18 protein-coding genes are annotated in these 23,424 nt (G+C 35.0%); 9 read left to right on the top strand and 9 right to left on the bottom strand.

Annotated elements, in window-relative coordinates:
• The gene (locus Q9Q97_RS21780; protein ID WP_306160989.1) at positions 1-1,641 is read right to left on the bottom strand and encodes a histidine kinase; all 1,641 of its coding nucleotides are present in this window, start codon (positions 1,639-1,641) and stop codon (positions 1-3) included.
• Positions 1,642-1,776: 135 nt separating this feature from the next.
• Between Q9Q97_RS21780 and Q9Q97_RS21775 the strand changes: the two genes are divergently transcribed.
• Positions 1,777-4,155 carry an outer membrane beta-barrel family protein gene (locus Q9Q97_RS21775; protein ID WP_306160987.1) on the top strand — a complete coding sequence of 793 codons (2,379 nt, stop codon included), beginning with the start codon at positions 1,777-1,779 and terminating at the stop codon, positions 4,153-4,155.
• Positions 4,156-4,222: 67 nt separating this feature from the next.
• On the opposite strand, the gene Q9Q97_RS21770 is transcribed toward Q9Q97_RS21775, so the two are convergent.
• Together Q9Q97_RS21770 and Q9Q97_RS21765 are read right to left on the bottom strand one after the other, a co-directional pair.
• On the bottom strand, positions 4,223-4,714 hold the full coding sequence (locus Q9Q97_RS21770; RefSeq protein ID WP_306160985.1) for an energy transducer TonB: 492 nt from the start codon (positions 4,712-4,714) through the stop codon (positions 4,223-4,225).
• A gap of 2 nt (positions 4,715-4,716) precedes the next feature.
• A complete protein-coding gene (locus Q9Q97_RS21765) occupies positions 4,717-5,001 on the bottom strand; it encodes a hypothetical protein (protein WP_306160983.1) in 285 nt (94 codons plus the stop codon).
• A gap of 380 nt (positions 5,002-5,381) precedes the next feature.
• Between Q9Q97_RS21765 and Q9Q97_RS21760 the strand changes: the two genes are divergently transcribed.
• Complete coding sequence (locus tag Q9Q97_RS21760) at positions 5,382-6,362, top strand: hypothetical protein (protein ID WP_306160981.1); 981 nt, start codon at positions 5,382-5,384, stop codon at positions 6,360-6,362.
• 52 nt (positions 6,363-6,414) lie between these two features.
• On the opposite strand, the gene Q9Q97_RS21755 is transcribed toward Q9Q97_RS21760, so the two are convergent.
• Both Q9Q97_RS21755 and Q9Q97_RS21750 read right to left on the bottom strand, forming a co-directional pair.
• Complete coding sequence (locus tag Q9Q97_RS21755) at positions 6,415-7,437, bottom strand: LLM class flavin-dependent oxidoreductase (protein WP_306160979.1); 1,023 nt, start codon at positions 7,435-7,437, stop codon at positions 6,415-6,417.
• Positions 7,438-7,615: 178 nt separating this feature from the next.
• Positions 7,616-9,223, bottom strand: coding sequence for an arylsulfatase (locus tag Q9Q97_RS21750; RefSeq protein ID WP_306160977.1), 1,608 nt, complete (start codon positions 9,221-9,223; stop codon positions 7,616-7,618).
• A 289-nt stretch (positions 9,224-9,512) separates the two neighbouring features.
• On the opposite strand from Q9Q97_RS21750, the gene Q9Q97_RS21745 reads away from it, so the two are divergent.
• The gene (locus tag Q9Q97_RS21745) at positions 9,513-10,193 is read left to right on the top strand and encodes a metal-dependent hydrolase (protein ID WP_306160976.1); all 681 of its coding nucleotides are present in this window, start codon (positions 9,513-9,515) and stop codon (positions 10,191-10,193) included.
• Between the two features lie 168 nt (positions 10,194-10,361).
• Here Q9Q97_RS21745 and Q9Q97_RS21740 read toward each other — a convergent pair whose 3' ends face one another.
• Positions 10,362-11,198, bottom strand: a complete 837-nt coding sequence (locus tag Q9Q97_RS21740; protein ID WP_306160974.1) for an alpha/beta fold hydrolase — start codon at positions 11,196-11,198, stop codon at positions 10,362-10,364.
• Positions 11,199-11,477: 279 nt separating this feature from the next.
• Between Q9Q97_RS21740 and Q9Q97_RS21735 the strand changes: the two genes are divergently transcribed.
• Positions 11,478-12,266, top strand: a complete 789-nt coding sequence (locus Q9Q97_RS21735; protein ID WP_306160973.1) for an alpha/beta hydrolase — start codon at positions 11,478-11,480, stop codon at positions 12,264-12,266.
• A 282-nt stretch (positions 12,267-12,548) separates the two neighbouring features.
• Here the strand turns inward: Q9Q97_RS21735 and Q9Q97_RS21730 are convergent, their stop codons facing one another.
• Positions 12,549-14,522, bottom strand: a complete 1,974-nt coding sequence (locus Q9Q97_RS21730; RefSeq protein ID WP_306160971.1) for a sigma 54-interacting response regulator — start codon at positions 14,520-14,522, stop codon at positions 12,549-12,551.
• Between the two features lie 202 nt (positions 14,523-14,724).
• Here Q9Q97_RS21730 and Q9Q97_RS21725 point away from each other — a divergent pair, with 202 nt between their 5' ends.
• The 5 genes from Q9Q97_RS21725 to Q9Q97_RS21705 all read left to right on the top strand — a co-directional run bounded on the left by Q9Q97_RS21725 (position 14,725) and on the right by Q9Q97_RS21705 (position 20,682).
• On the top strand, positions 14,725-17,172 hold the full coding sequence (locus tag Q9Q97_RS21725; protein WP_306160969.1) for a sensor histidine kinase: 2,448 nt from the start codon (positions 14,725-14,727) through the stop codon (positions 17,170-17,172).
• A 313-nt stretch (positions 17,173-17,485) separates the two neighbouring features.
• Positions 17,486-18,229 carry a hypothetical protein gene (locus Q9Q97_RS21720; RefSeq protein ID WP_306160965.1) on the top strand — a complete coding sequence of 248 codons (744 nt, stop codon included), beginning with the start codon at positions 17,486-17,488 and terminating at the stop codon, positions 18,227-18,229.
• Between the two features lie 13 nt (positions 18,230-18,242).
• Positions 18,243-19,274, top strand: coding sequence for an alpha/beta hydrolase (locus Q9Q97_RS21715; RefSeq protein ID WP_306160963.1), 1,032 nt, complete (start codon positions 18,243-18,245; stop codon positions 19,272-19,274).
• A 90-nt stretch (positions 19,275-19,364) separates the two neighbouring features.
• Complete coding sequence (locus Q9Q97_RS21710) at positions 19,365-19,904, top strand: hydrolase (RefSeq protein ID WP_306160962.1); 540 nt, start codon at positions 19,365-19,367, stop codon at positions 19,902-19,904.
• 7 nt (positions 19,905-19,911) lie between these two features.
• A complete protein-coding gene (locus Q9Q97_RS21705) occupies positions 19,912-20,682 on the top strand; it encodes a carboxylesterase (RefSeq protein WP_306160961.1) in 771 nt (256 codons plus the stop codon).
• A 334-nt stretch (positions 20,683-21,016) separates the two neighbouring features.
• Here the strand turns inward: Q9Q97_RS21705 and Q9Q97_RS21700 are convergent, their stop codons facing one another.
• Together Q9Q97_RS21700 and Q9Q97_RS21695 are read right to left on the bottom strand one after the other, a co-directional pair.
• Positions 21,017-21,571, bottom strand: a complete 555-nt coding sequence (locus Q9Q97_RS21700; protein ID WP_306160960.1) for a transposase — start codon at positions 21,569-21,571, stop codon at positions 21,017-21,019.
• A gap of 422 nt (positions 21,572-21,993) precedes the next feature.
• Complete coding sequence (locus Q9Q97_RS21695; protein WP_306160959.1) at positions 21,994-23,418, bottom strand: SusD/RagB family nutrient-binding outer membrane lipoprotein; 1,425 nt, start codon at positions 23,416-23,418, stop codon at positions 21,994-21,996.
• Positions 23,419-23,424 lie beyond the last annotated feature (6 nt).

The raw sequence follows: 23,424 nt of genomic DNA, 5'->3' as shown, positions 1-23,424 counted from the left end.
TTAGTTTAAAATTTTAATAACAGTTTCCCACCCTTTTTCTACAGCATGAGAATCAAAAGACCAATTGGTGCCGTAGCTTTCTGTTAATCTCGCTTCTATATATTTAAATCCAGTTCCGATTCGCTTATTCTTTTTGGTTTGCCTGTTTTGAGCAAATGTCAGTAAAGTATATTGCTTGAATTGTTTTTCTCTAACGAATTTTAAGCAGAATACAATACAGCCTTGTTCTGGAGGAAGACTGTGCGTGATTCCGTTTTCTATAATAGTATGAAAAATTGCTGGCGGAATCATTTCAGTTTCTTCAATCCCTTCTTCCTGCCATTCATAACAAATCTCTTTTCTAAAAGACATTACTTCCAAATGTCGTCGGCACAAGTCAATTTCTTGTCGAATTGGGATAAGCGTATCTTCAGCAATATCATTCATAATATCAAATTCTTCGGCTAAAGCGCGAATAAAAACTACGCCTTCTTTGGGCGATTCTTCAATCCAGTCGATTAATGAAGTCAACGTATTGCGAAGAAAATGCGGCTGAATATTTTTCTTAACAAGTTCTAACTGCAATCTTGAAGAAAACAGCAATGATGCATTATGCGCTTCCTCCATTGCTTTCGCACGTATCGTATGCAGATAAAGCATGCAAAGCACCAAAATGGTAAAAGCAATAAACAATCCGAAATCATAAAACATAAAATAATTAACCGCTACTCCTGCCAATAAACCCGTAGCAACAATAAGTCCGCCTTTTACTTTTCTAATTACGGCATCGATAGCGATTAAAAGAGAAAACAAACGGGCTGTAATGGTAAAATACGCTGCCGAAATATCATAATGTCCATAAAAACCAATATAAACCGCCACAAGAGCCAAAAAGAGAAGCAATAAAACCAGTTTCTTTTTTTTAAACTCAAACTGCAGCATAAAATACCACGGCACGAGCATTGAAATGGCAAAAGTCAGCCAGCCGATAATTTTCAAACGAGTATAATATTCAGTGTAAGGAATATACAAATAGTACTTTATATATTCGATAATTAACAAGAAGAAAAAAAGCAGACAGATAATTCCAAAAAGCAAAACTGCTAATTCTTTTCTACTGCTATTGATATATACAAAGAAATAATATATAGCTGCAATCAGGAAAGCGCCTGCCATAAGATTCATAAAAGATATTACAATAAGCGGCGAACGATGAAGCTGGAGATAGCTCTTTAGTTTTACATCGTTCCCTCGTTGTACTTCTCTAAGATCGGTTTGTGTACCAACTAAGGTAACCGTATGTTTTCCTAGATTGGCTAATCTTTCTGGTATTTGATAGTACGTCATTTCTGTTCCAGGTATTTCAGCACGGCCCGCTTTTGCCATTTTACCATTATTTCCAATGAGAATACCGTCCCAATACACATCAAAAGCACCAAAAGAATTAACCTGAAGTCCTAATGCTTCAGAAGTATTTTTTCGCTTCTGTATCTCTATTTCGGTTTGGAATTTAAAACTGGAACTGTACGGATTGCCCCATTCAATCTGCTCATGATCGGAATCAACAGTATAGGTTACATCTGTTGTAATATACTCTTTGTAATGGTTACATGAAGTAAGCATTAGCAGCAATAAAATGATAAAAAAGTAAGATTTATACATGAGATAAAGATAAAATAAATATCGAATGGAGAAATGCATTTGAGAAGTTCTCAGAGCCGTTTGCATGTTTTTGATCGCTGTACTTTGTTTTATGGGCTAATCTTGCATAACAAAATCAATCAAAAATCAATCAGCATGAAAAAACTACTAATCAACACTTTAGCTTTCCTTATTCCGTTTTTCGGAATAGGACAGCAAATTACTATTTCTGGCAAAGTTCAAGATAGTACCACAAAAGAAGCATTGTCTTATGTAACCGTAACGATACAAGACAGCGCTTCTAAAACCATAACAGCCGGCGTTACCGATATTCAGGGTTTGTTTCATTTGGAAGGAATTCTAACCGATTCTGCAACCATTTCTTTCAGCTATGCGGGATATCAAAATCATATCCAGTCCTTAATTCTATCAGGAAAACCCAAAATACAACTCGGCACAATTAATTTAAGCACCGATGCGGTACAATTAAAAGCGGTAGAAATAAATAGTCAAAAAGCAAACATTAGTTTAAAACTCGACAAAAAAGTTTTTGAAGTTGGCAAAGATGTGCTTTCTCAAAACGGCTCTGCTCATGATGTTTTAAATGGTGTTCCTTCAGTGCAAGTGAGTCCAGCTGGAGCCATAAGTCTTAGAGGCAACAGCAATGTATTGGTATTAATTAACGGAAGACAGTCTGGACTTACTCAAAACAATGCGTTTGACCAGGTTGCAGCCGATCAGATTGAAAGGATTGAAGTTATTACCAATCCGTCTTCGAGATATGATGCTGCGGGTTCTGCGGGTATTATTAATATCATCTTGAAAAAGAACAAAAAAAGCGGTTTTAGCGGTCAGGTACGATTAGTTGCAGGTTCTCCAAACGATAGCCGTCTCAATCCGAGCATTAATTACAAATCAAACAAAATCAATATTTTCTCTAATTTCAGCATTCGCTCAAGCGATTATGAAGGTTTGTACACTACCAATCAGGTAACGAATAGTACGACCGCGCCAAATTACATGAATCGTGTGCAAAATGAAGACCGCCATGATGATGGGAAATTGCTTTATTTGGGTGCTGATTATTTTATTAATGAATATCAGACGATTACCGCTGCTTTTTTAAAGAATGCAACTCGTGACAACGATAAAACCAATTTGCGATACAATTATGATAGCGATACAGAAAGTACAACGCCAGATAGTCTCTTGGTGCGAAATGGAAAATCACAAGAAAAGCGCGATTATAGCCAGTTTGAATTTAATTATACGCGAACTTTTAAACAGAAAACAAAAAAATGGACCATTGATGTGCAATACGACTGGTGGAACAGCGACAAAAAATGGGATCTTTCTACAAAGCGTTTGCTTCCTAATGAAATGCTTTATCCGAGCATTAGAACAAGTTCGATAGGAAACAGCCGAGATTTTCTAGCTCAAACCGACTTTATACAGCCTATCGACAGTATTTCTGTTTTGGAATTTGGAATAAAAACAGAAATTCGAACGGTTTCTAGTGACTATTTAGCAGAAGAACAGCAGGATAATAATTGGGTAGTGTATCGAGATATTGATAACGATTTAAACTATGATGAAACCATAACGGGCGCTTATACACAATTCAGCAGTAAAATCAATAAATTCAGCTATATGCTTGGCTTGAGAACCGAGTTCACCAATATTTCAATTAAAGACGCAGAAAACGCTTATAATGATCAAAAAAAATACAATAAACTGTTTCCTACGGTTAATCTGAGTTATGAGTTTGACGAATCGACTTTACAATTAAACTACAGTAAACGCATTAGACGTCCTTCTTTATATGCCTTATATCCTTTTAACGAAGTCACCGATTTGAATGCGCAATACATAGGAAATCCCGATTTAAATCCTTCTTATACCGATGCTTTTGAAATGGCGTTTCTAAAAACTTGGAAAACATTCACCTTAAATCCTTCTGTTTATTATCAATATGAAAAAAATTACATTCAGGATTATACGTATCGCCAAGATGATATCTTTTTAACAACTCCAATAAACATCGATTATGAAATACGAAGCGGAATTGAATTATCGACTTTATACAATCCAGTAAAATGGCTTCAGATTAATGCCGAAATGAATTATTTTCATTTTAAACAGAAAGGAAATTATATGCAGGAAAATCTAGATTTCAGCAGTGAAAACTTTACCGCTCGTTTAAGCACGCAGATCAAACTTCCGTCCAAATTTAGTTTTCAGGGAAGATATAATTTCCGTGGCGAAAAACGCAATGCGCAAACCACCAACAATGCTTTACAATCTATTGATTTCGGATTGAGCAAACTTTTACTGAAAGATAGAGCGACAATTGTTTTTGATGTTACGAATGCTTTTAATCTCCGTCAGAACAAAAGTGTTACAACAGGAACCGATTATGTCATTAGAGATAACAGCATCCCAAATGCGGCAAGATATCGCTTGAGTTTTGTGTATCGATTTAATCTAATAGATCCAAAAGGAATTAGACAGGCGAATGATGCGAATAGAAATTGATATTTTTCTTGTGTTTCTCTTTCAATTTTGTCTTCAGAAGTTACTTTTCTGTAATTTATCCTTTTTATTAATTGTCGTTTAGTAGAACATAATATGGGAAACTGTACAAACATCTTACTGGCTGTCCATTTTTTATAGCTGGTTTCCAAGCTGGACATAATTTCAGAACTCTTACTAATTCTTCACCCGACCCGTAACCAAAATCGCGCATAACTTCTATATCAGATAAGGAACCGTCTTTTTCTATTATAAATCTTGGAAAAATACCTCCAGAGGCTTCATTTTTAACAATTCGTTCCGTTCGCACATAATTCTTTTTTATAAAAGCATGAAACTTGAATTCTCCGCCTATGAATTCTGGTTTCGTATCAACATCCATGATTTTATAAATTTTATTATCATTATTAAAGATAATTTTTTCTTCTTTAATAGGCTTCTGAACTACAGTCTTTGGAGTGTCAACACGATTTATTGTTTTCTCAGGACGCTTTTTCTCGTTTTCTTTTTTACAGCCTACTAATCCCAACATAATTACTATAAGAAGTATTTTTTTTATCATTTTTATTCTTTTTCTGTTTTGTCTTCAAAGCTAACTTTTCCGTAATTTATTTTTTTCATCTCATACTTAAAAGGAAGGTGCCAATCGGCTGTCCATTCACCATTTTTAAAAATAAAAGACAAATGTTTTCTATTGCCATTTTCTGGCGTGTAAACATTAAGATTATCATCTTCTTGGGGCTGATAATCAAAATCAAAACAATCTCTGCTATTAAGTTGAATAAGCATTATTTCATTGGTCAAATCTTCGGATAGTGTTTCGTCTGGCAGATATCCCATTCCATCCATCGTTTCTTTACTCCATCCTAAGCATTTGTGTAGTGTCCATGTAAACTCATTGCGTGCTTTATTTCGAGATTTTCGAATTTTTTATGATGCACAATCTTGTTCATCGTAGCTGGAAAACAGGTACACAATTTAATTTCTTTTCCTGATTTGCACATAGTTTTGAATTTCTAATATTTTAATTACTAAAAACAGTATAAAACTACACTATAATTTCATTTCGATGGTGATTATCAAGTACTAAGTATAGTTTAAATTAACGTAATTTTACTTTATAATACAATGGTAAAATAATATATCTTCGTATTGATAACCAAAAAAAACAAAAAATTAATTGAAAGCAATTAAAAATCTCCTAATTGTATTTTTTTTTATTCTTAATCATGCTTTCTTCTTGCAAGAATGATGAAAAGATTTCTACTCAGAAAATAGTCAAAGAAAATTTGGGCTCAGAAACTAAAAAAGACTCTCTTAAAAAAGAAAAATCGGCAGTCTTGTTTTCTTTTGAAAATCAAGACAATACCGAAGTAATAAAAATAACTGCCAGTGAAGTAAGTGACGATAATAATTTTTTTCTTGTTGGCGACAAGAACATACTTATAGCTTCAAAGTATAAAAAAAACAAAAATAAACTACAATTTATTAAAAGTGATACATTGCTTATAAGTGACTATTACTACGTAAATGTAGATCCAAAACACATCTTAAGAAAAAAGATTAGAAGCGAGGATTATTTTCTATTTGAAGTACAAGAATCTCCAATGGGTAATGGAGATCCTGTCTTTCATTTAGATTTTATTATGCTAAACATTAATACTCTAAATTTCTATACATTGAAATATAGCGGAGAAGCTACTGTAAGATCTGGCCAAGCTATTGATGGGGAATTTTTGAAAAATGAAATTTTACAATCTAACATTGCAGTCCAAACAGAATTATATGAATTTGCAAATAAAAGCAAACTGGTTTATAATCCCTCTGAAAAAGAGAAAGATATCAACTATTACAAAAATTTTGAACAAAAATGGTATTTAGATAATGATAAACACTTATATCCGTCTGTTATAAAAAGCACCTATTATAACGAAGATCTATTTCATTTTAATGGAAATTATACTAATGATGAAATGATTGAAAATACTGATTTTAAGATTGTTTCCTATTTTCGAAATAATATCATTGGCTTTGATAAGAATAAAAAATTGTACTTTCCAATTTGCATAGAATCTTGTGTTTCAGGATGTAACAAGAAAATAGAATTTATATCTGAAAATGAAATAGAAATATCATACTCCGAAATAAAAACACAAGAGTCTGATACTATTGATTTGAATAAAATTAAATTCACCAATACGGTTTTGTAAAATTTAAAGCAAAAGCCCTCTTAAAAAAGAGGGCTTTTTGTATCTAAAAATCTTATCTCCAACCTAACGCAGGAGCAACATGTTCTACAATAGAAGACAATACATGCACATTGTAATCGACACCCAAAGTATTCGGAATCGTAAGCAATACTGTATCTGCTTCCTGAATCGCTTCGTCTTGAGCTAATTCTGCAATTAGTTTATCGGGTTCGGCGGCGTAGCTTTTACCGAAAATGGCTCTTTTATCTTGTTCGATATAACCAAAACTATCAGCAGCTTTTCCTTGTCCTCCAAAGTAATATCGGTCTTGTTCGTTTACTATGGCAAAAATAGAACGGCTTACCGAAACTCTTGCTTCACGATCGTGTCCTGCTTTTTTCCAAGCTTCTTTATACAATCTAATCTGCTCGGCTTGCTGAACGTGAAAAGGTTTTCCGTTTTCGTCATATTTTAGCGTAGAACTCTGAAGATGCATTCCGTTTTCAGCAGCCCAAATAGCGGTTGCATTAGACGCAGCTCCCCACCAGATTCGTTCTCTTAATCCTTCAGAATGCGGTTCAACACGCAACAATCCAGGCGGATTCGGAAACATCGGGTAGGGATTGGGTTCTGCAAATCCTTCTCCGCTCAGTTTATCCAAAAATTCTAAGGCTTTTTTACGGCCCATATCAGCATCGGTTTCGCCTTTTTCTGGTTCATAGCCAAAATAACTCCAGCCGTCAATAACTTGTTCTGGCGATCCTCTGCTTATTCCCAATTGCAAGCGTCCTCCCGATATCAAATCGGCAGATCCTGCATCTTCTACCATGTACAATGGATTTTCATACCGCATATCGATCACGCCCGTTCCGATCTCAATTTTGCTCGTTTTAGCACCAATTGCCGAAAGCAGCGGAAAAGGTGATGCTAATTGCTGTGCAAAATGATGCACGCGGAAATAAGCGCCATCGATCCCGATTTCTTCTGCAGCTACTGCTAAATCTATAGATTGCAATAAAGTATCTGCCGCTGTACGAGTCTGATATGCTGGATTACTATTCCAATGCCCAAATGATAAAAATCCTATTTTTTTCATAAATGGCTTATTTTTTTATTCTCTCAAAGATACGCATCAAAATTGAGTAATTCTATATTTCACCATATTATTTGTATATACAACAATTAAAAAATTCGAAACTAAAAAAGCGTAAAATTTTTGATCGTTGCATATAGAAAAAAGCCGAACATAACTGTCCGGCTTTGTCTTTTACTATTTAATCTACACTCAACTTAGGGAGAGTTGTTTTCTTTTCATTCATCATTTTTTTCACCTGCTCCATAGTTCTAAAACGGTCTATTGTCATTTCTCCACTAAATGTGGCACTTTGAAGTGGTCTTGGTGGTATTTGGGCATAAGTCTTCATAATATCATCAATAGCCTGATTAAAAATTACAGCAGTCCAAGTTTTCTCTGTCCAGCTGTTCATAAACAAATCATAGCGTTCTTGCGGATCCTGCCAAAGATTATAGATTGCTGGTATAGTAGCAATATAGGTTTCATCACCTCTCCATCCCAACTGTTGTCCCGGCATATCACTTCCTGCAATAGCACCATTATCTCCTCGGGTATTAAAGACTGCTTTAAATTTTCCGATACGCACGGCACCAGGAGATAATTCAGATTCTGTAAAATAAAACCATCTGTCACGCAAAGGTTTTCCTTTTTTAAACAATACATTAGACATATCATAGCTGTCAAATACCATATCTACACCTGCTCTGTCTTTTTTCGGAAGCTCTACGCCAGCCAGACTAGCAAATGTTGCCATAAGATCCAATCCGCCTACAATATCGTGGCTTTGGCTTCCCGCTTCAATTTGTCCTGGCCACCAAGCAATAGCTGGCACACGGCTACCTCCTTCTCTATCTGTTCCTTTACTTCCTCTAAAAGGAGTATATCCAGAATCTGGATGTACATCTTGCCAAGCACCATTATCTACGGTATAAATAACTATCGTATTTTCGGCAATTCCCAAAGAACGAATTTTATCCATAATTCGGCCTACATTGTGGTCCATTTCTACAACAGCATCAGAATATTTGCTTTTTCCTGGAGACTTGCCTGCAAATTCTTTTGAAGGAAGGTTAGGCTGGTGATTTTTAGCAAAATTGATGCACATAAAAAACGGATCTTTGCTTTTTGCATATTCATCAAGCTGCTTTAAATTGTTCTCTACCATCATCATATCCAGCTCTGCAATATTCTCTTCTGTAACTTTAGATACCTCACGCGCTTTTCCGCCTGCTTCACCTTCAAGCACACCTGTTGTAATTTTTTTGAAAAGATCTAGCATTTGTGTAGACATCTCCGGGTTCCAAGACTCAAAGGCATACGTATAAGCATTTAAGTGATAAAGCACTACGTTTTGCATTTTATCAAAACCATGGTTAATTGGCATTGCGTAATCGGCTTCTCCTAAATGCCATTTTCCTGAAAAATACGTTTTATAATTGGCTTTTTTAAGCACCGAAGCCAATGTCCATTCTTCTTTTGGCAAACCGCCACCCTGTCCCTGAAAAGCAACTGTTGTCATACCGCTACGGTTCGGAATACGGCCCGTTAGCATTGCTGCCCTTCCAGGCGTACAGCTGGGCTGTCCGTAAAACGACCAAAACTGCATTCCTTCTTTTGCCATTTTATCTAGGTTTGGTGTAGGCATACCACGACCAACTCCTCCTCCATAAACTCCTAAATCTCCCCAACCAGTATCGTCTGAGATTACCATTATAATATTAGGCTTCTTTTTGGTTTGGGCTTCAATATCGACAAATGTTAATACTGCCAAGCCTGTTAAAAGTACTGCTAGAACATTTTTTTTCATGATTTGTAATTTTAGGATTATTACTATTTCAACTAAAATTACCTCTTTGCTCTGAAAATTATCAGTCTGTTCATTTATTTGATGTTTCACATTACAATATGAAACTAAGTTTTTAAAAATAAAACAGTTACACAATCAATTAATCAGCAAAAGAGTAACTTTATACAACCTTATCATTTCTGAGAGCATGAGCTGTTTTTTTTTATTTTTTTGAAAAAATTGCTTTTCCTAAATGGCACATTTCTTGGAAAAAATATTTTAATTATTAACTGATTTAAAACTATTTATCATGAAAATTACGTACTACGGACATTCTTGTTTTTCTGTTTTTGCAGGCGGGAAACATATTCTTTTTGACCCTTTTATTACACCCAACGAATTAGCCAAAGAAGTTGATGTTGATGCTATAAAAGCAGATTATATCTTTATTTCTCATGCACATTACGACCATATTTTGGATGTAGAACGAATTGCAAAAAATACTGGAGCCAAAGTGCTTGGGAATTTTGAAATCTATAATTGGCTATTGAAAAACGGAATCGAAAATGCGCATCCAATCAATCCCGGTGGAAAATTTACTTTTGATTTCGGAACCGTAAAATGTGTCGTAGCCCAACATCCGAGCAGTTTTATGGATGGTTCTTATGGTGGTATTGCCTGCGGATTTGTACTGTCAACCGCTGATGGAAATTTCTATTACAGCGGCGATACGGCACTAACGTTAGACATGCAGCTTATTCCAAAATTTACAAAATTAGACTTTGCTGTTTTTCCTATTGGCGACGGACTTACCATGGGAATCGAAGAAGCTATTGAAGCCTCTAAATTGGTCAGTGTAAATAAAGTTTTAGGCGTTCATTATGATACTTTTGGTTTTATCGTAATGGATCATCAGAAAGCTTTAGATTCGTTTCAAAATGCTTCAATCGAATTATTTCTGCCTAAAATAAACACGACGATCGAAATCTAAATTTGGTTATTTTTCTCGGTTATATTTCGCTAAAAGCTATTTTTTAGCGAAATATCATTTTATAAAATACAAGCTCAAAATAATCTTTCGATAATTTTCAAAAAAAAGGAATAGCTGCTGACACTATTCCTTTTAGCATATAAATGAGTTCTGCTGATTGAACTGCAATTATACGTAATTCACAAAATTAATGATATATTGTGCTGTAAGTTCTGGATATTGATGCTGAGGTCCGTGTCCTGTTGCCGAATATACAATCATCTGCGCATTTGTCATCTGATTGATAATCGGATACCAATTGTCTACCGCAAAACTGATATCGTGATCTCCAGAAATAATTAAAATAGGCGTTTTGGTCTTTTTAAGCTGCTCTCTAAAGTTTAAAGGATCATCTCTAAAAGTATCTCCTCCGCCAAAATACAATTGAAAAACATCCATCGTAGAAGGAATTTTTTCTACCTCGATTTTCTTATGAATTCTATCGTGTGAAGCTTTTGCGGCTGCTTTGCTGGCTTCTGATTTTGGTTCGAAAAACAGAACAATTTCATCTTCAAAATCATTTAATGGTTTTAGCGCCGCATCAAAAAATACCTGCTCAATCGGAATCTCGTTTTGCCCTGGCGGATTTGTTCCCACTAAAACAGCATGTGTCACCAGATTTGGATACAATAAAGTAGCCGTCTGCGCTACCAGTCCGCCATACGACCATCCTAAAACAATAACTGAATCTAATTTTAAGAAATCGGCAAGATCTTTTACATCTTTCGCCACAATCGTAATATCTGGAGCAAGACTTCCTGTAGAAGAGCCAATTCCAGAATAATCAAATACAATAACGTTGAACTCTTTTGCCATCTCTGCAATAAAAAGCGGATCCCAAGTATCGAGCGTTCCTCTAAATCGGTTCACAAAAATTACTGCTTTTCCTTTACCATAAGATCGATACGCAATTTTACGATCGCCTAAATCGGCAAAGTGTGTCTCTGCGTCATAAATTTTTTCCATAATTATAAGTTAAAGATTGAAATCAATTCGTTTTTTATCAAACAGACAAAGATTAAACCAAAACATAGAAAGCTTATAATAAAGCATTTACCATTTCTTGCTATTTCAAAAATTATGATATTTCAAGAATCAAATCCCGTTTTTAACGATATATAATAATTCTAGAATTAACGTACAGAACAATGCTTTTATAATCAATCCTTTACAAAAAAGGCATCTATTTTGCATTTTGTAAATGAAATTGTACTGATTTCCAAAAACTAACCTAATAGCTTCGATATGATGTATTTATCTAATAAAAAAACGATTATGTTAATCACTGGAGCGTTCATCAGCCATGCCTGCTGGAAAAAATGGATTGTTTTTTTTGAAGATAAAGGATACAAAGTTGTAGCGCCGCCGTGGCCTTACAAAAATGAAACGGCAGCTGTTTTAAGACAAGCGCATTCTGAATCAAAAATTGCCTCAACCCGTCTATCTGATTTATTGGATTATTATACCGAAATCATTGATAAACTTCCCGAAAAACCCATTATAATAGGCCATTCTTATGGAGGTCTTTTAGCGCAATTACTTATTCAGAAAGAACTTGGTTCGATCGGAATCTGCATCAACTCTATTCCGCCTGGCAATCTCATACATTATAATTTTTCGTTTTATAAAAACCTATGGAATCTTTCAGTCCATTTCACTTCAAAAAATAAAACCTATTTAATGCCTTTCAAAAAATGGCAACATCTTTTCGGAAACCAAATGTCATTTGATGAACAAAAAGAAGCTTATGAAACATTATTAATTCCCGAATCTAAATCGATTCTCCGGGACATTTATACTAAATCTGGCAAAATCGATTTCAAAAAGAAACACAATCCTCTTTTGTTTTTATCGGGTTCAGAAGATGCTTTTGTGCCTGCTTCTTTAAATTATTTAAATTTCAAACAATATAAAAACCTGCATTCTATTACTTGTTATAAAGAATTTCAAGATTTAAATCATTTGAGCATTCATCAGAAAAACTGGGAAACTATTGCTGAGTTTACAGCCAATTGGCTTCGAAAAATCTCTTGACCTGTTGCGCGTATTGGACGCGGATTAAACGGATTCGCTATCGCGAAGACGCAGATAAAAACGGATTTCTAATTTTATATCCTATTTTTCAATTAGCTGCTTCTATAGCTTAACTTTATTGTTTGGCTAAAGCCTTACAACTTGTTTTATTTTTGACCTCCAGTTAAAACTGGAGGCAATTGATTTAATAAATCATAAAAAAAATCCGCGTCAATCCGCGTCTTCGCAATAGCGAATCCGTTAAATCCGCGTTCTAATTCATACAGCATGTATACTGGAGATTTAAATAATTCCTTTCTTTATGTCGAGTTTTTTAATCTTCGAATTTAAAGTTGATGGATGAATGTCTAAAATTTCTGCAGCACCTCCTGCTCCAGAAATTTTTCCGTTGCATTTTTTAAGGATATACAAAATATAATCGCGTTCGTTTTCTAGTATTGTTTTGATTGAAAAGGATTCTGAAGGGTGTTCTGGATGCATTTTGGAAGACATAGAAAGTTCAATTTCTTTAATCGTATTTCCGTCTGTCAGTAAAATGGCGCGCTGCATAACATGTTCGAGTTCTCTGATATTTCCCGGCCAATTGTAATTCATAATCTGCTGCAAAGCAAAATCAGAAAGAATTGGCGCTTTTCTACCCATTTTATCGCTGTAAACCGCTATAAAATGATTCGCTAAATCTGGAATATCTTCTTTTCTCTTTTTTAATGGCGGAACCATAATCGGGAAAACATGCAGACGATAATACAAATCCATTCTGAATCTTCCCGCAGCTACTTCTTCTTCCAGATTTTTATTGGTCGCCGCTATAATCCTCACATCTATTTTCATTGGCGAAGTGCCACCAACACGTTCAATTTCTCTTTCCTGCAACACGCGAAGCAGTTTTACCTGCAATTCTAAAGACATTTCTCCAATTTCATCCAAAAAAATGGTTCCTCCGTCTGCCAGCTCAAACTTACCGATGCGTCTGTCGAGGGCGCCTGTAAAAGATCCTTTTTCGTGACCAAAAAGCAATGATTCTGCAAGATTTTCTGGAATAGCACCACAATTAATAATGACCAAAGGTTTGTCTTTTCTTGGCGATAAAGCATGAATACTTTGTGCAATTTTTTCTTTTCCAGTACCGCTTTCGCCTAAAACCAAAACAGAAGTATCGGAAGGAGAAACTTTTCGGATATAATTAAAAACCGTATTCATCTGCGAACTGTTTCCAATAATTCCTTCAAAACCTTGTTCGCTGTTTGTTGGTTTTGCATTCTTAATTTCCACTTTTTTAAGAGGCAGATTTACATCTTCTTTAGAATAAATTTTAGCGATAAATTGGCTGAAAAGAAGTTCAAGCGAACTCAAAATCCGTAAATGCTCTTGAGAATAAACATTGAGATTACGGCTGTAAAAAGTAAAATGATAGCTCTGGATCGTGGCAATCGAAATCGGAAAAACCAAATACGATTTTATGCCAAAATTATGTGCAATCAAAGCCTTTATTGGAGCTTCCTGAAAGTTATTGATTAATGCCTCTTCACTATAAATAATAGGCTTTTTATCTATTTTGGACTTTCTGTAGGTTTCGTTTATTTCTTTTTCAGATACTTCCGCTATTTGAGAAAGTTTCTGCAAACTGATAACCTGATACTGATCCAAATTTCTACGGACAATTCCCAGATTATCATAATGTGCCGTAGTCACAAAACCTGTTTCCAGATAATCAAAAGGAATAAAGGTTTGTGCCGCTTTCGCGAAAGCTAATAAAGCTTCTTCTTTCTTTAAATTTGAATTTATAATCTCTGTAATTGCTGCCTGAAGCTGAAATTGCTGTATCAATTGGCTTTCTAAACTATATTGCTGGCGATAAAAAGCGATTTCTAAAGTGGTTAAAACATCCTGATCTCGAAATGGTTTTACAATAAAACCGTAAGGCTGTGTAGTTTTTGCCTGATCTAATATACTTTTACTAGAATTGGCAGAAATAAATATAAAACCAATATATTTTTCTTTAAGGATTTGTGCCAATTCAATACCATTTCGGTTTCCTTTCAGCATAATATCCAAGAAAACCAAATCTGGTCGTGTAATCTCAATTTGCTCCAAAGCCTGCTCCACCGACCGTGCTATTCCTGTAACTTCATAATTTGCTTTTTCGAGAATTAACTGTAAATCGTGAGCTTCAATAAACTGATCTTCTACAATTATTATCCGTTTTCTAAATTCTGAAGAAACAGTTTCATATCCGTTATCGGGAGACTTTTTCATAAGTGAGTAAATTTGTCTTATATTGCACTTAATTTATTGATACAAAAATAGTTAATTATAACAATTAAAATTAACGGTTTCCAAATTTAGATAAATTAAAATCACAATTAACCTTAATTTTCATATTATTTTTCAAATAATCACAAATGTTTCTATTTATATTTGTTAATCAAAAACTTACTAAAATTTTAATCTCTAAACCATGAAGCTACTTTACTCGTTTTGTCTGCTCCTCTTAATCGCAGTTAATTCTGAAGCACAAAACCATCCTGCAACAGCAAATTATGATTTAAAAAAGAAGCGTCTTTTAATACACAACAGTTCGTCTTATCTGTACAATTCTAATCAAGGCGCAATAGATGCTGACAGTGCAGTGGTATTAACGTGCAAGGCCTATAAACTTCCTCTTGCTTTAGCTTATGACGAAGGATTTAATGACGGTTCGTATTTAATTGGAAAAGATCTCATCGAAAAAGAAAATATCGACGCTGCACAAAAGCTTTATTTAAAATCTAAAGGCGCTGATAAAGTAAAACTCGCTCTGCAATTGGGAATCTATTATTTGTTCAAGCCTTATGCAAAACCAGAAGATATTACCAATGCCAATCTGTATATATCTGATGCGGTAAAAGTCAGCAATCAATTAAAAATACAAAAATGGCAACACGAGAGTTTAATGCTTTTAGGGAAGTTTTATTTCCAAATCAATAATTATCCTGAAAGTAAAAAATGTTTCTTACAGGTTGTAAACGAACGCCGAAAGCAAAATGACAAAACAGCTTTGGCGTATGCTTTACTTAATCAGGCAACGTATCAGTACGATTTAGATCCTGAAAAAGAGAAAATCTTAAAAGAAGCCGAAGCCCTATTTACAACTTTAGGTCTTGAAGAAAAACTTATTGAAACCAAAGGAAAAATATGTACGATTTATTTCTGGCACGGAAAAATAAACGATGCCAAGAAAATATTGTATCAAAATATTGCTTTGATGCGAAAAATTGGTTTCAGACAGCAGCAATTTAGCGAAACTACGATTTCTTATATCGAAGGCGTTCAGTTTAATATTAAAGATGCTTTTTATTATGCGCTGAAAAGTGTCAAAACCATGGAAGCTACAAAAGACTTTACTTTTGCCGACATCTTTTACATGCGTTTAGGAATTGCCTATTTGCAAATGGGACATACAGATGAAGCGATAAAAATGTCTCAGAAAAGTATTGAACACGGGCAAAATAATTTTAACAGCGGCAGCTGGTACAAAAGTTTTATTACAGCTACAGCCTCTTTGTCTCTGAAAGGAAAAAATAAAGAAGCCATAGAATATATGAATTCCATAACAAGCAAATTTGACCCTCCAAATAGACTTGATGACATGCTTATGAATTATGCTTACGCTAATTGTTATTGGCGCATAAAAAACTATGTCACAGCCGAAAAACATTTTATAAAAGCTGTAGAAGCTGCAGATGGTATAGATTCACCGCTGACGTTTAGAGACGTCTGCAATACTTATTCGTCAGCTGCTTTGTTTTATGCCAATCGAAACAATCTCCAAAAAACAAAATTGTATTTGGACAAAATTGACGCCGCTTCTAAAAAATACAACAAGAGATACGACTCAGAAGCAGTGCAAATGTCACTTTATAAAATAGATTCCCTCAATGGTGATTTTAAGTCGGCGCTGGCGCATCATAAACTGTACAAAAAGTTTAGTGACTCAATTTTAGATTATTCGAAAAACAAACAAATTGAAGAACTTAGAATTCAGTACGAAACTGAAAACAAAGAACAAAAAATCAAACAATTAGACAAAGAAACCGATTTACAGGAAACGGCTTTAAAAAAATCAAAATTATTAAATACCGTTTCGATCTGGAGTTTGGTTTTGTTGGTTCTTACTATTGCTTTGCTGTACAATAGGTATCGACTGAAACAGAGAACAAATGCTGAATTAGAATTGAAAGAAAAAGAAATCAATCAGAAAAACATCAATTTGAGGCATTTGCTTGATGAAAAAGAATGGCTTTTAAAAGAAATTCACCATCGTGTCAAAAACAATCTTCAAACTGTGATCAGTCTTCTGAATTCGCAATCGGCTTATTTGGAGAATGATATGGCATTATCGGCTATCAAAAACAGTCAGCACCGTATTCATTCGATGTCGCTTATTCATCAGAAATTATACAATTCAGAAAATATTGCTTCGATTAATATGCAAAATTACATCAAAGAATTGGTTGAATATTTAAGAGAATCTTTTTCGCTTGGACAGCGCGTTCGCTTTGAACTTAAAATTGATCCGTTAGAATTGGATGTTGCGCAGGCGGTTCCGTTGGGACTAATCTTAAACGAATCGATTACCAATTCTATAAAATACGCTTTTCCAGACAACAGAACGGGAATGATTTACGTGACACTCGAACCTACTACCGAAGACAAATACCTGCTGACTATTGCAGATAACGGAGTTGGTTTTGATGCGAATATTAGCAGTAAAAAAATCAATTCGTTTGGTCTGAGTCTGATAAGAGGTCTTAGCGACGATTTGGAAGCTTCTTTTTCTATGGAAAATAATAATGGAACAATTCTTAAAATTGAGTTTTCTAAAGAATTTCCAATCAATGAAAAAAGAAGAGAGTTTAGAGACTAAGCCCTAATTTCTTTTAGACGCGGATGAGACGGATTCGTTATCACGAAGACACGGATTTTTATATAATTTATTCTAACCTAATCTTATAGGTAAATAAAAAAATCCGTTCATATCCGCGTTTTACGAAGTAATCCGTTTCATCCGCGTCCTTATTTTATTAGCTAGCGAAATCTCACTAATCGAAATTCGTTTAGCGAAATATAGCGCTTTTAAACCCTTCAAAAAGTGCTAAGTCCTTATTATTTAGCGCTTTTTGGGTATGGCATGTAAATTGGTTTTTTAGGGAAGTTAACCCATAAAAAACCAATTTATTATGAAAAAATCAATAGCATTAATAGTCATTCTATTGCTACATTTTAGCAGTGCACAAGCCTGCGATAAATGCGGCACTTACAACAACAGCGATTTTAAAATAAAATCGGCTACAATAACTCATAAGGCAGATTTAGGTCTTACAGTTTGGGATATTAAAGTGGAAGGAACCGCAGGAAAAACAATGCCTAAACCAGTCGGACAGTTAAATGGAGCTCCAGTTTTGGCATACGTTTTTCCGACTACTTTAAAATCTTCTGATATTGGTTTCGGTCAAGTGGAAGGAATTGTAGCGCTTGCCCTTACCTCTCATCCAGATTTTGAAGATACTCCACTTTGGGATGAAAGTTTGGACGGAAATTACCTTAATGATGGTTTGGTATGGCACGCACACTGGGTTTTGCTTGTAGAAGATAAACGCGTTGCTGGAGGACTTTCGGTAAAAGAATTCACAAAAGGAGATCCGAAAGTGGTTCTTCCTCCAACAAATCCAGGAATGGCAATGTATATGGACAGCCCAGGTTTTAATATCGTGACAAAAGGAAATTCGATTAAAGTGATTGTTCCTGATTTTAGAATCAACAACAAAACCGATTTTAAATTTGATGCCGTAAGCTGTTATATGGAAGTCAGCACGGGCGCTGGCGGTTCTCATGATGCCGAAGGTTCTAAACCAATGCTTGGGGTATACAAAGTTTATACAGTTGCGAGCGGAAATCTTTCATTGCCTTATTCTGTAAAATAAAAGTCTACACATTATGAAAAAATCAATCATCCTAAAAATGATACTTCTTCCTTATATAATTTTAAGCAGTTTGCCCGCAAATGCACAAGGCGATTACGCTACAGATCCGCATCTTACGCCAGCTGTAAAAGCTTTTTTAAAACCTTTAAATGCTGGAGGAGCGCCATTAGAATCGCTTCCGGTTGCAGATGCACGAAATGTATTGGTTGGCGCGCAAAATGCCTTTAAAGTTGATTTGTCTGGAATTGAAGAATCTGAAAAAGAAATCACCGCAGACGGTTACAAAATCAAGCTTAATATTGTTCGTCCCGCTGGCGCAAAAGGAAAACTGCCTGTTTTTATGTTCATTCACGGTGGCGGCTGGGTTTTGGGAGATTATCCTACCCACAAAAGAATGGTGAGAGACTTGAGTGTGCTTACGGGTTATGTTGGTGTTTTTGTCAATTATTCTCTTTCTCCAGAACACAAATATCCACAGCCTGTAAATGAGGTTTACGCTGCCGCGAAATGGATTGCAGCGCATGGAAACGAAATTAATGTAGACGGAAGCAAATTGGGAATTGTCGGCAACAGCGCTGGCGGAAATCTAGCTACAGCGAGCGCTTTAATGGCTAAAGAAAAAGGAACGCCTTTGTATAAAGTGCAGATTCTTTTCTGGCCTGTAACCGATGCTAATTTTGAAACAGAATCGTATAAACTATACGGCAAACAGCGTTTTCTAACTGATTCTTTAATGAAATGGATGTGGGATCAATATGTGGATCCTTCTAAAAGAAAAGAAATCTATGCTTCGCCATTGCAGGCAAGTCTTTCTCAGTTGAAAGGTCTTCCTCCAACTTTAATTCAGGTTGCAGAAAATGATATTTTAAGAGACGAAGGAGAAGCTTACGGACGTAAATTAAGCGATGCAGGAGTGGTTGTAACAACGGTGCGCTACAACGACGTCATTCACGATTTCGGATTATTGAATGGGTTGGCTGAAATTCCGCAGACAAAAGCGCTGTTTCTTCAGGCTGCGGCGGAACTTAAAAAATACCTGAAGTAAAATTTACCCTAAACAAACATAACATTTTAAAATTCAATGCTTTACATAAATAAAATTTGTAAATTTAGTTTCCAAATTAAATAGATCGTTATGCTTGTACAAGAAAAAACTGGATTGATTGTAATTGATGTTCAAGGAAAACTAGCACGGATTGTACACAACAGCGAAAAGCTGGTGTCTAATCTGGAGAAACTTATCCGAGGCTGTCAACTACTTTCAATTCCGATAATTTGGGCAGAACAAAACCCGAAAGGACTTGGTGCAACAATTCCAGAATTAGAAAAATTATTGCACCAACAGCAACCAATTGAAAAATTTTCTTTCAATGCGCTCGATAATGAAGATTTTAAAAAAGCAATTATAAATTCTGGTAGAAAGCAATGGATAATTTGCGGAATTGAAGCTCATATCTGCGTGTATCAAACTGCTTTGGGACTATTATCAAAAAACTTTGAAGTCGAAATTGCGGCAGATTGCGTTTCTTCTCGAGCAGAAGAAAGTATTGGAATCGCTTTACAGAAATTGCAGCATAAAGGAGCTGCATTAACAAATGTTGAAATGTGTCTTTATGAACTGGTTAAAGATTCGAGACAAGAAGTTTTCAAAGAAATTCTAACATTAATCAAATAAAAGAATCATGTCAAACTCCAAAACAATTGTGCTTATTCATGGAAATTTTGTTAACGACAAAACTTGGGCAGAATGGAAACAGCACTATGAACAAAAAGGATATACCGTTTATGCACCAGCAAATCCTGGACACGATGGAAATCCTGCCGAATTGAGAGCCAAGGTTCATCCTAACCTCACTAAAACAGGCTTTATAGATGTTGTCAATAATATCAGCCGATTAATAGACACTTTACCCGAAAAACCTTTGGTAATAGGACATTCAATGGCTGGAATGGCTGCTTTAAAATTAGTCGAATTAGGCAAAGCCGCAGCTGGCGTAAGTATTGACGGAGCGCCTCCAAAAAATGTGTTTCCGCCTTTTCAAACCTTAAAAACGGTAATTCCTGCTTTTGGTTTTTTCTCTTTTAATAAATACTTTATGGGAAGCCGAAAATGGTACGATTATGCTTTTTTTAATACTATTCCAGAATCACAAAAAAGTATTGCTTTTGAGAAATTTGCAGTGCCCGAAAGTTATAAAGTAAGCCGAGAACTGGTTTTAAATTCGTTTTCTAATATCAATTTCAAAAAACCGCATGAACCAATTTTGTTTATTGGTGGAAGCAACGATCATATCTTTCCTCCTAGCTTAACAGAAACAATTGCGAGCAGATATAACGGAAATGCAGGTCGTGTTGACCTTAAAATATTCGACGGCAAAAGTCACTTCATCTGCGGAGAACCAGGCTGGGAAAGCGTTGCCGATTATATTTTAAATTGGTATGAAAAATTGTAAAAAAGATTTAATATAAATCAAAAGCCCTGTATCGTAATTTTGATACAGGGCTTTTTTGATGAAAATTATTTATCAGAATCCAGATTCGTTAGCGCGGATTTGCAATCCGTGCCCGCAAAGTCAAGTATGCGAAACAGTTGAACTTCAAAGTAAGTATAATACAACAACATCCAAATCATTTCTAGGTCTGCATAATTCTTTCGCCGAACTAAAATAAAAAATAAAGTATAAAACTGTACTTTTTATTTTTTTAGATATTGAAGGAAATACTTTGCGGGCACAGATTGCAAATCTGCGCTATCGTTGCGTTAAGTATACAAAATAGTTAAATACTTTAAAATAAGCACAATACAACAACATCCAAATCATTTTCTAAGTCTGCATAATTCCTTGCTGAACTAAAATAATAATCTTCAGGAGAAGCTACAGTTTTGTCTTTGACAGGATTATTATGAATATAATCTATTTTTTGCTTTATAAATTTATTGCTGTAGATAAGTTCTGCATGATAACCATTCTGCCAGACTTTATAAGTCTGATCCTTTTTTAAATGCTCACACGCTTTTTGAAAATATTCCAGCATCCATTCCCTTCTGCTTTCAGGTTCGTTTATTATAGTCTGTACTATTTTTTTTGACGTAAATTTTTTAAAATCTCTAATAATATCAGATAAAACAAAACCATTAGTTCCTTTGCAGAGCAGATGAATATGGCTGCTCATAATACAATAAGCATAAATTTCTAAACCTTTGTTTTCCTGACAATATTTTAAAGCATTTATTAAAACGTTTTTCTGGTTTAGCCTTGTAAAGATATCAATCCAGCCTACAGCGGTTATAGTTATAAAATAGGCTTCTTCAGTTGTTGTTGCTTTGTATTTTGTTGACACCAATCTTTTTCCTACAAAAATAAAAAGTAAAGTGTAAAACTATAATTTTATTTTTTAAAGATATTGAAGGAATTACTTTGCGGGCACAGATTGCAAATCTGCGCTATCGTTGTGAAACGGATTCGTTTCACGAAGACGCGGATAAAAACGGATTTTTTATTTTTATCTAAAAAGTCAAGCTAAAGTCTACTTTAATTATAAATTAAAAAAATCCGTGCAAATCAGCGTTTTTACGAAGTAAATCAGTTTCATCCGCGTCAAAATACGCAGCAAGATTAATTTAAATTTAAAAATAAAATGGCGCCAACTGATTTAAATTGGTATGAAAAATTGTAAAAAAGATTTAATATAAATCAAAAGCCCTGTATCACGATTGTGACACAGGGCTTTTTTGATGAAATTTATTTTATTATAATCTAAATTTATTTCACATCAAACCAAAGTTTGGTTGTCAATAAATCTTTTCCTTGATCGGTAATGGCAGCCTGATAGCTTGTTCCATTTAAAGACTGCTCTGTACCAGGATAGAAAAAACGGGAAGGTATTTTTCCGTCCAAAACTGTTGCTGGACCCGCTGTTAATACAGGATAATCCAATCTTCTCCATTCTGCAAAAGCGTCTAAACCTTGACCAAAAAAGGCAATCCATTTTTGTGTTCCAATAGATTTAGCATAATTAGTTGCATCGTATTTTACACTTGCTTGGTTCAAATAATTCGAAATAACTGTCGCGTCATTAATACCAAATTGATTAAATGATGCTGTAATGGCATTTTTATAAAGCTGTTCTGCATCTCCGCCTATATAACCACGTGCAGCTGCCTCTGCAAGATTGAACAATACCTCAGAATACGAATAAATTACAGCAGGTGATGTTGACGTAAGGAAATAAGTTCCTGGTTTTGATGTTTTAGCAAAACCTTGGCTGTTAGCATCACTATTTGATAATCCATTTCCACCTCCAACGTAGGTTCCAACACTTGCATCAGATGGCAATTGTGCATAAACTGGCAAACGAGGATCCGAAAATTCTTTTAGTTTGTCAACCATAGTTTTAGAAATACGGTAGTCATCACGAGTTTCAAACCAAGCTGAAGCTGGATTTTGCTGTGGCGAGCTAATGTACGTAAATTTAAAAGTATCGTTATTGCTGCTTAAAACTCCTGCTGCATCATTAGTGGCGTCAATTGCAGCTTGTTTAGCCAAAGCTGGTTCTCTGTCAGCAATTTTTAAAGCGATACGCAAACGAAGCGAGTTTACGTAACGTTTCCACTTTGCAATGTCTCCTTTATAAACTAAATCACCAGTTACTGTTCCATTTGCTGCACCCAATAAAGACTGAGCGTTTTTCAAATCTTCAAGTAATCCTGTATACACTTCTTTTTGAGTGTTGTATGAAGGCGTTATACTTTGACCAGCTTCTTTGTACGGAATACTTCCGTAAGCATCTGTCAACAGTAAAAATGTCCACGAACGAAGCGTTAATGCAATTCCTTTATAATTTGAATTGGCCTGTGCATCTGGAAAATTGATGATGGTATTCAAATCTGTGATTAAGGTTGCGTAACCAGTGTTCCATAAAGTAACAAATGAAGCGTTTGAAACATCGTATCTGTCTGGCTCTGTATATTGGATTTTTGCCCAATGCTGCACAAATAATAAAGAAGAGTCAAAGTTATTTGTAGAACCCCAATATAAGTCGGCTCCTTGTTTTAACGTACCTGTTAACAAATAAGGCGCCAATGGTGTTTCGGTTGCATTTGGATTTTTATTGATATCATCCAACGTGTCGCTGCAAGAGCTAAACGTTAAGGCAAAGAGAGTTATATATGCTATTTTTTTCAACATGAGTCT

The organism is Flavobacterium sp. DG2-3 (genome assembly GCF_030730925.1).
Taxonomy (GTDB): Bacteria; Bacteroidota; Bacteroidia; order Flavobacteriales; family Flavobacteriaceae; genus Flavobacterium.
Note: the sequence above shows the minus strand (reverse complement) of the source record. Positions and strands in the feature narration are given on the sequence as shown.

Bases quoted from the DNA above. Each gene is read 5' to 3' on its own strand.
- Q9Q97_RS21780 (WP_306160989.1), bottom strand. From the start codon at position 1,641: ATGTATAAATCTTACTTTTTTATCATTTTATTGCTGCTAATGCTTACT.
- Q9Q97_RS21705 (WP_306160961.1), top strand. From the start codon at position 19,912: ATGTCAAACTCCAAAACAATTGTGCTTATTCATGGAAATTTTGTTAAC.
- Q9Q97_RS21740 (WP_306160974.1), bottom strand. From the start codon at position 11,198: ATGGAAAAAATTTATGACGCAGAGACACACTTTGCCGATTTAGGCGAT.
- Q9Q97_RS21710 (WP_306160962.1), top strand. From the start codon at position 19,365: ATGCTTGTACAAGAAAAAACTGGATTGATTGTAATTGATGTTCAAGGA.
- Q9Q97_RS21725 (WP_306160969.1), top strand. From the start codon at position 14,725: ATGAAGCTACTTTACTCGTTTTGTCTGCTCCTCTTAATCGCAGTTAAT.
- Q9Q97_RS21720 (WP_306160965.1), top strand. From the start codon at position 17,486: ATGAAAAAATCAATAGCATTAATAGTCATTCTATTGCTACATTTTAGC.
- Q9Q97_RS21750 (WP_306160977.1), bottom strand. From the start codon at position 9,223: ATGAAAAAAAATGTTCTAGCAGTACTTTTAACAGGCTTGGCAGTATTA.
- Q9Q97_RS21715 (WP_306160963.1), top strand. From the start codon at position 18,243: ATGAAAAAATCAATCATCCTAAAAATGATACTTCTTCCTTATATAATT.
- Q9Q97_RS21770 (WP_306160985.1), bottom strand. From the start codon at position 4,714: ATGATAAAAAAAATACTTCTTATAGTAATTATGTTGGGATTAGTAGGC.
- Q9Q97_RS21760 (WP_306160981.1), top strand. From the start codon at position 5,382: ATGCTTTCTTCTTGCAAGAATGATGAAAAGATTTCTACTCAGAAAATA.
- Q9Q97_RS21755 (WP_306160979.1), bottom strand. From the start codon at position 7,437: ATGAAAAAAATAGGATTTTTATCATTTGGGCATTGGAATAGTAATCCA.
- Q9Q97_RS21765 (WP_306160983.1), bottom strand. From the start codon at position 5,001: ATGGATGGAATGGGATATCTGCCAGACGAAACACTATCCGAAGATTTG.
- Q9Q97_RS21745 (WP_306160976.1), top strand. From the start codon at position 9,513: ATGAAAATTACGTACTACGGACATTCTTGTTTTTCTGTTTTTGCAGGC.
- Q9Q97_RS21775 (WP_306160987.1), top strand. From the start codon at position 1,777: ATGAAAAAACTACTAATCAACACTTTAGCTTTCCTTATTCCGTTTTTC.
- Q9Q97_RS21730 (WP_306160971.1), bottom strand. From the start codon at position 14,522: ATGAAAAAGTCTCCCGATAACGGATATGAAACTGTTTCTTCAGAATTT.
- Q9Q97_RS21735 (WP_306160973.1), top strand. From the start codon at position 11,478: ATGATGTATTTATCTAATAAAAAAACGATTATGTTAATCACTGGAGCG.
- Q9Q97_RS21695 (WP_306160959.1), bottom strand. From the start codon at position 23,418: ATGTTGAAAAAAATAGCATATATAACTCTCTTTGCCTTAACGTTTAGC.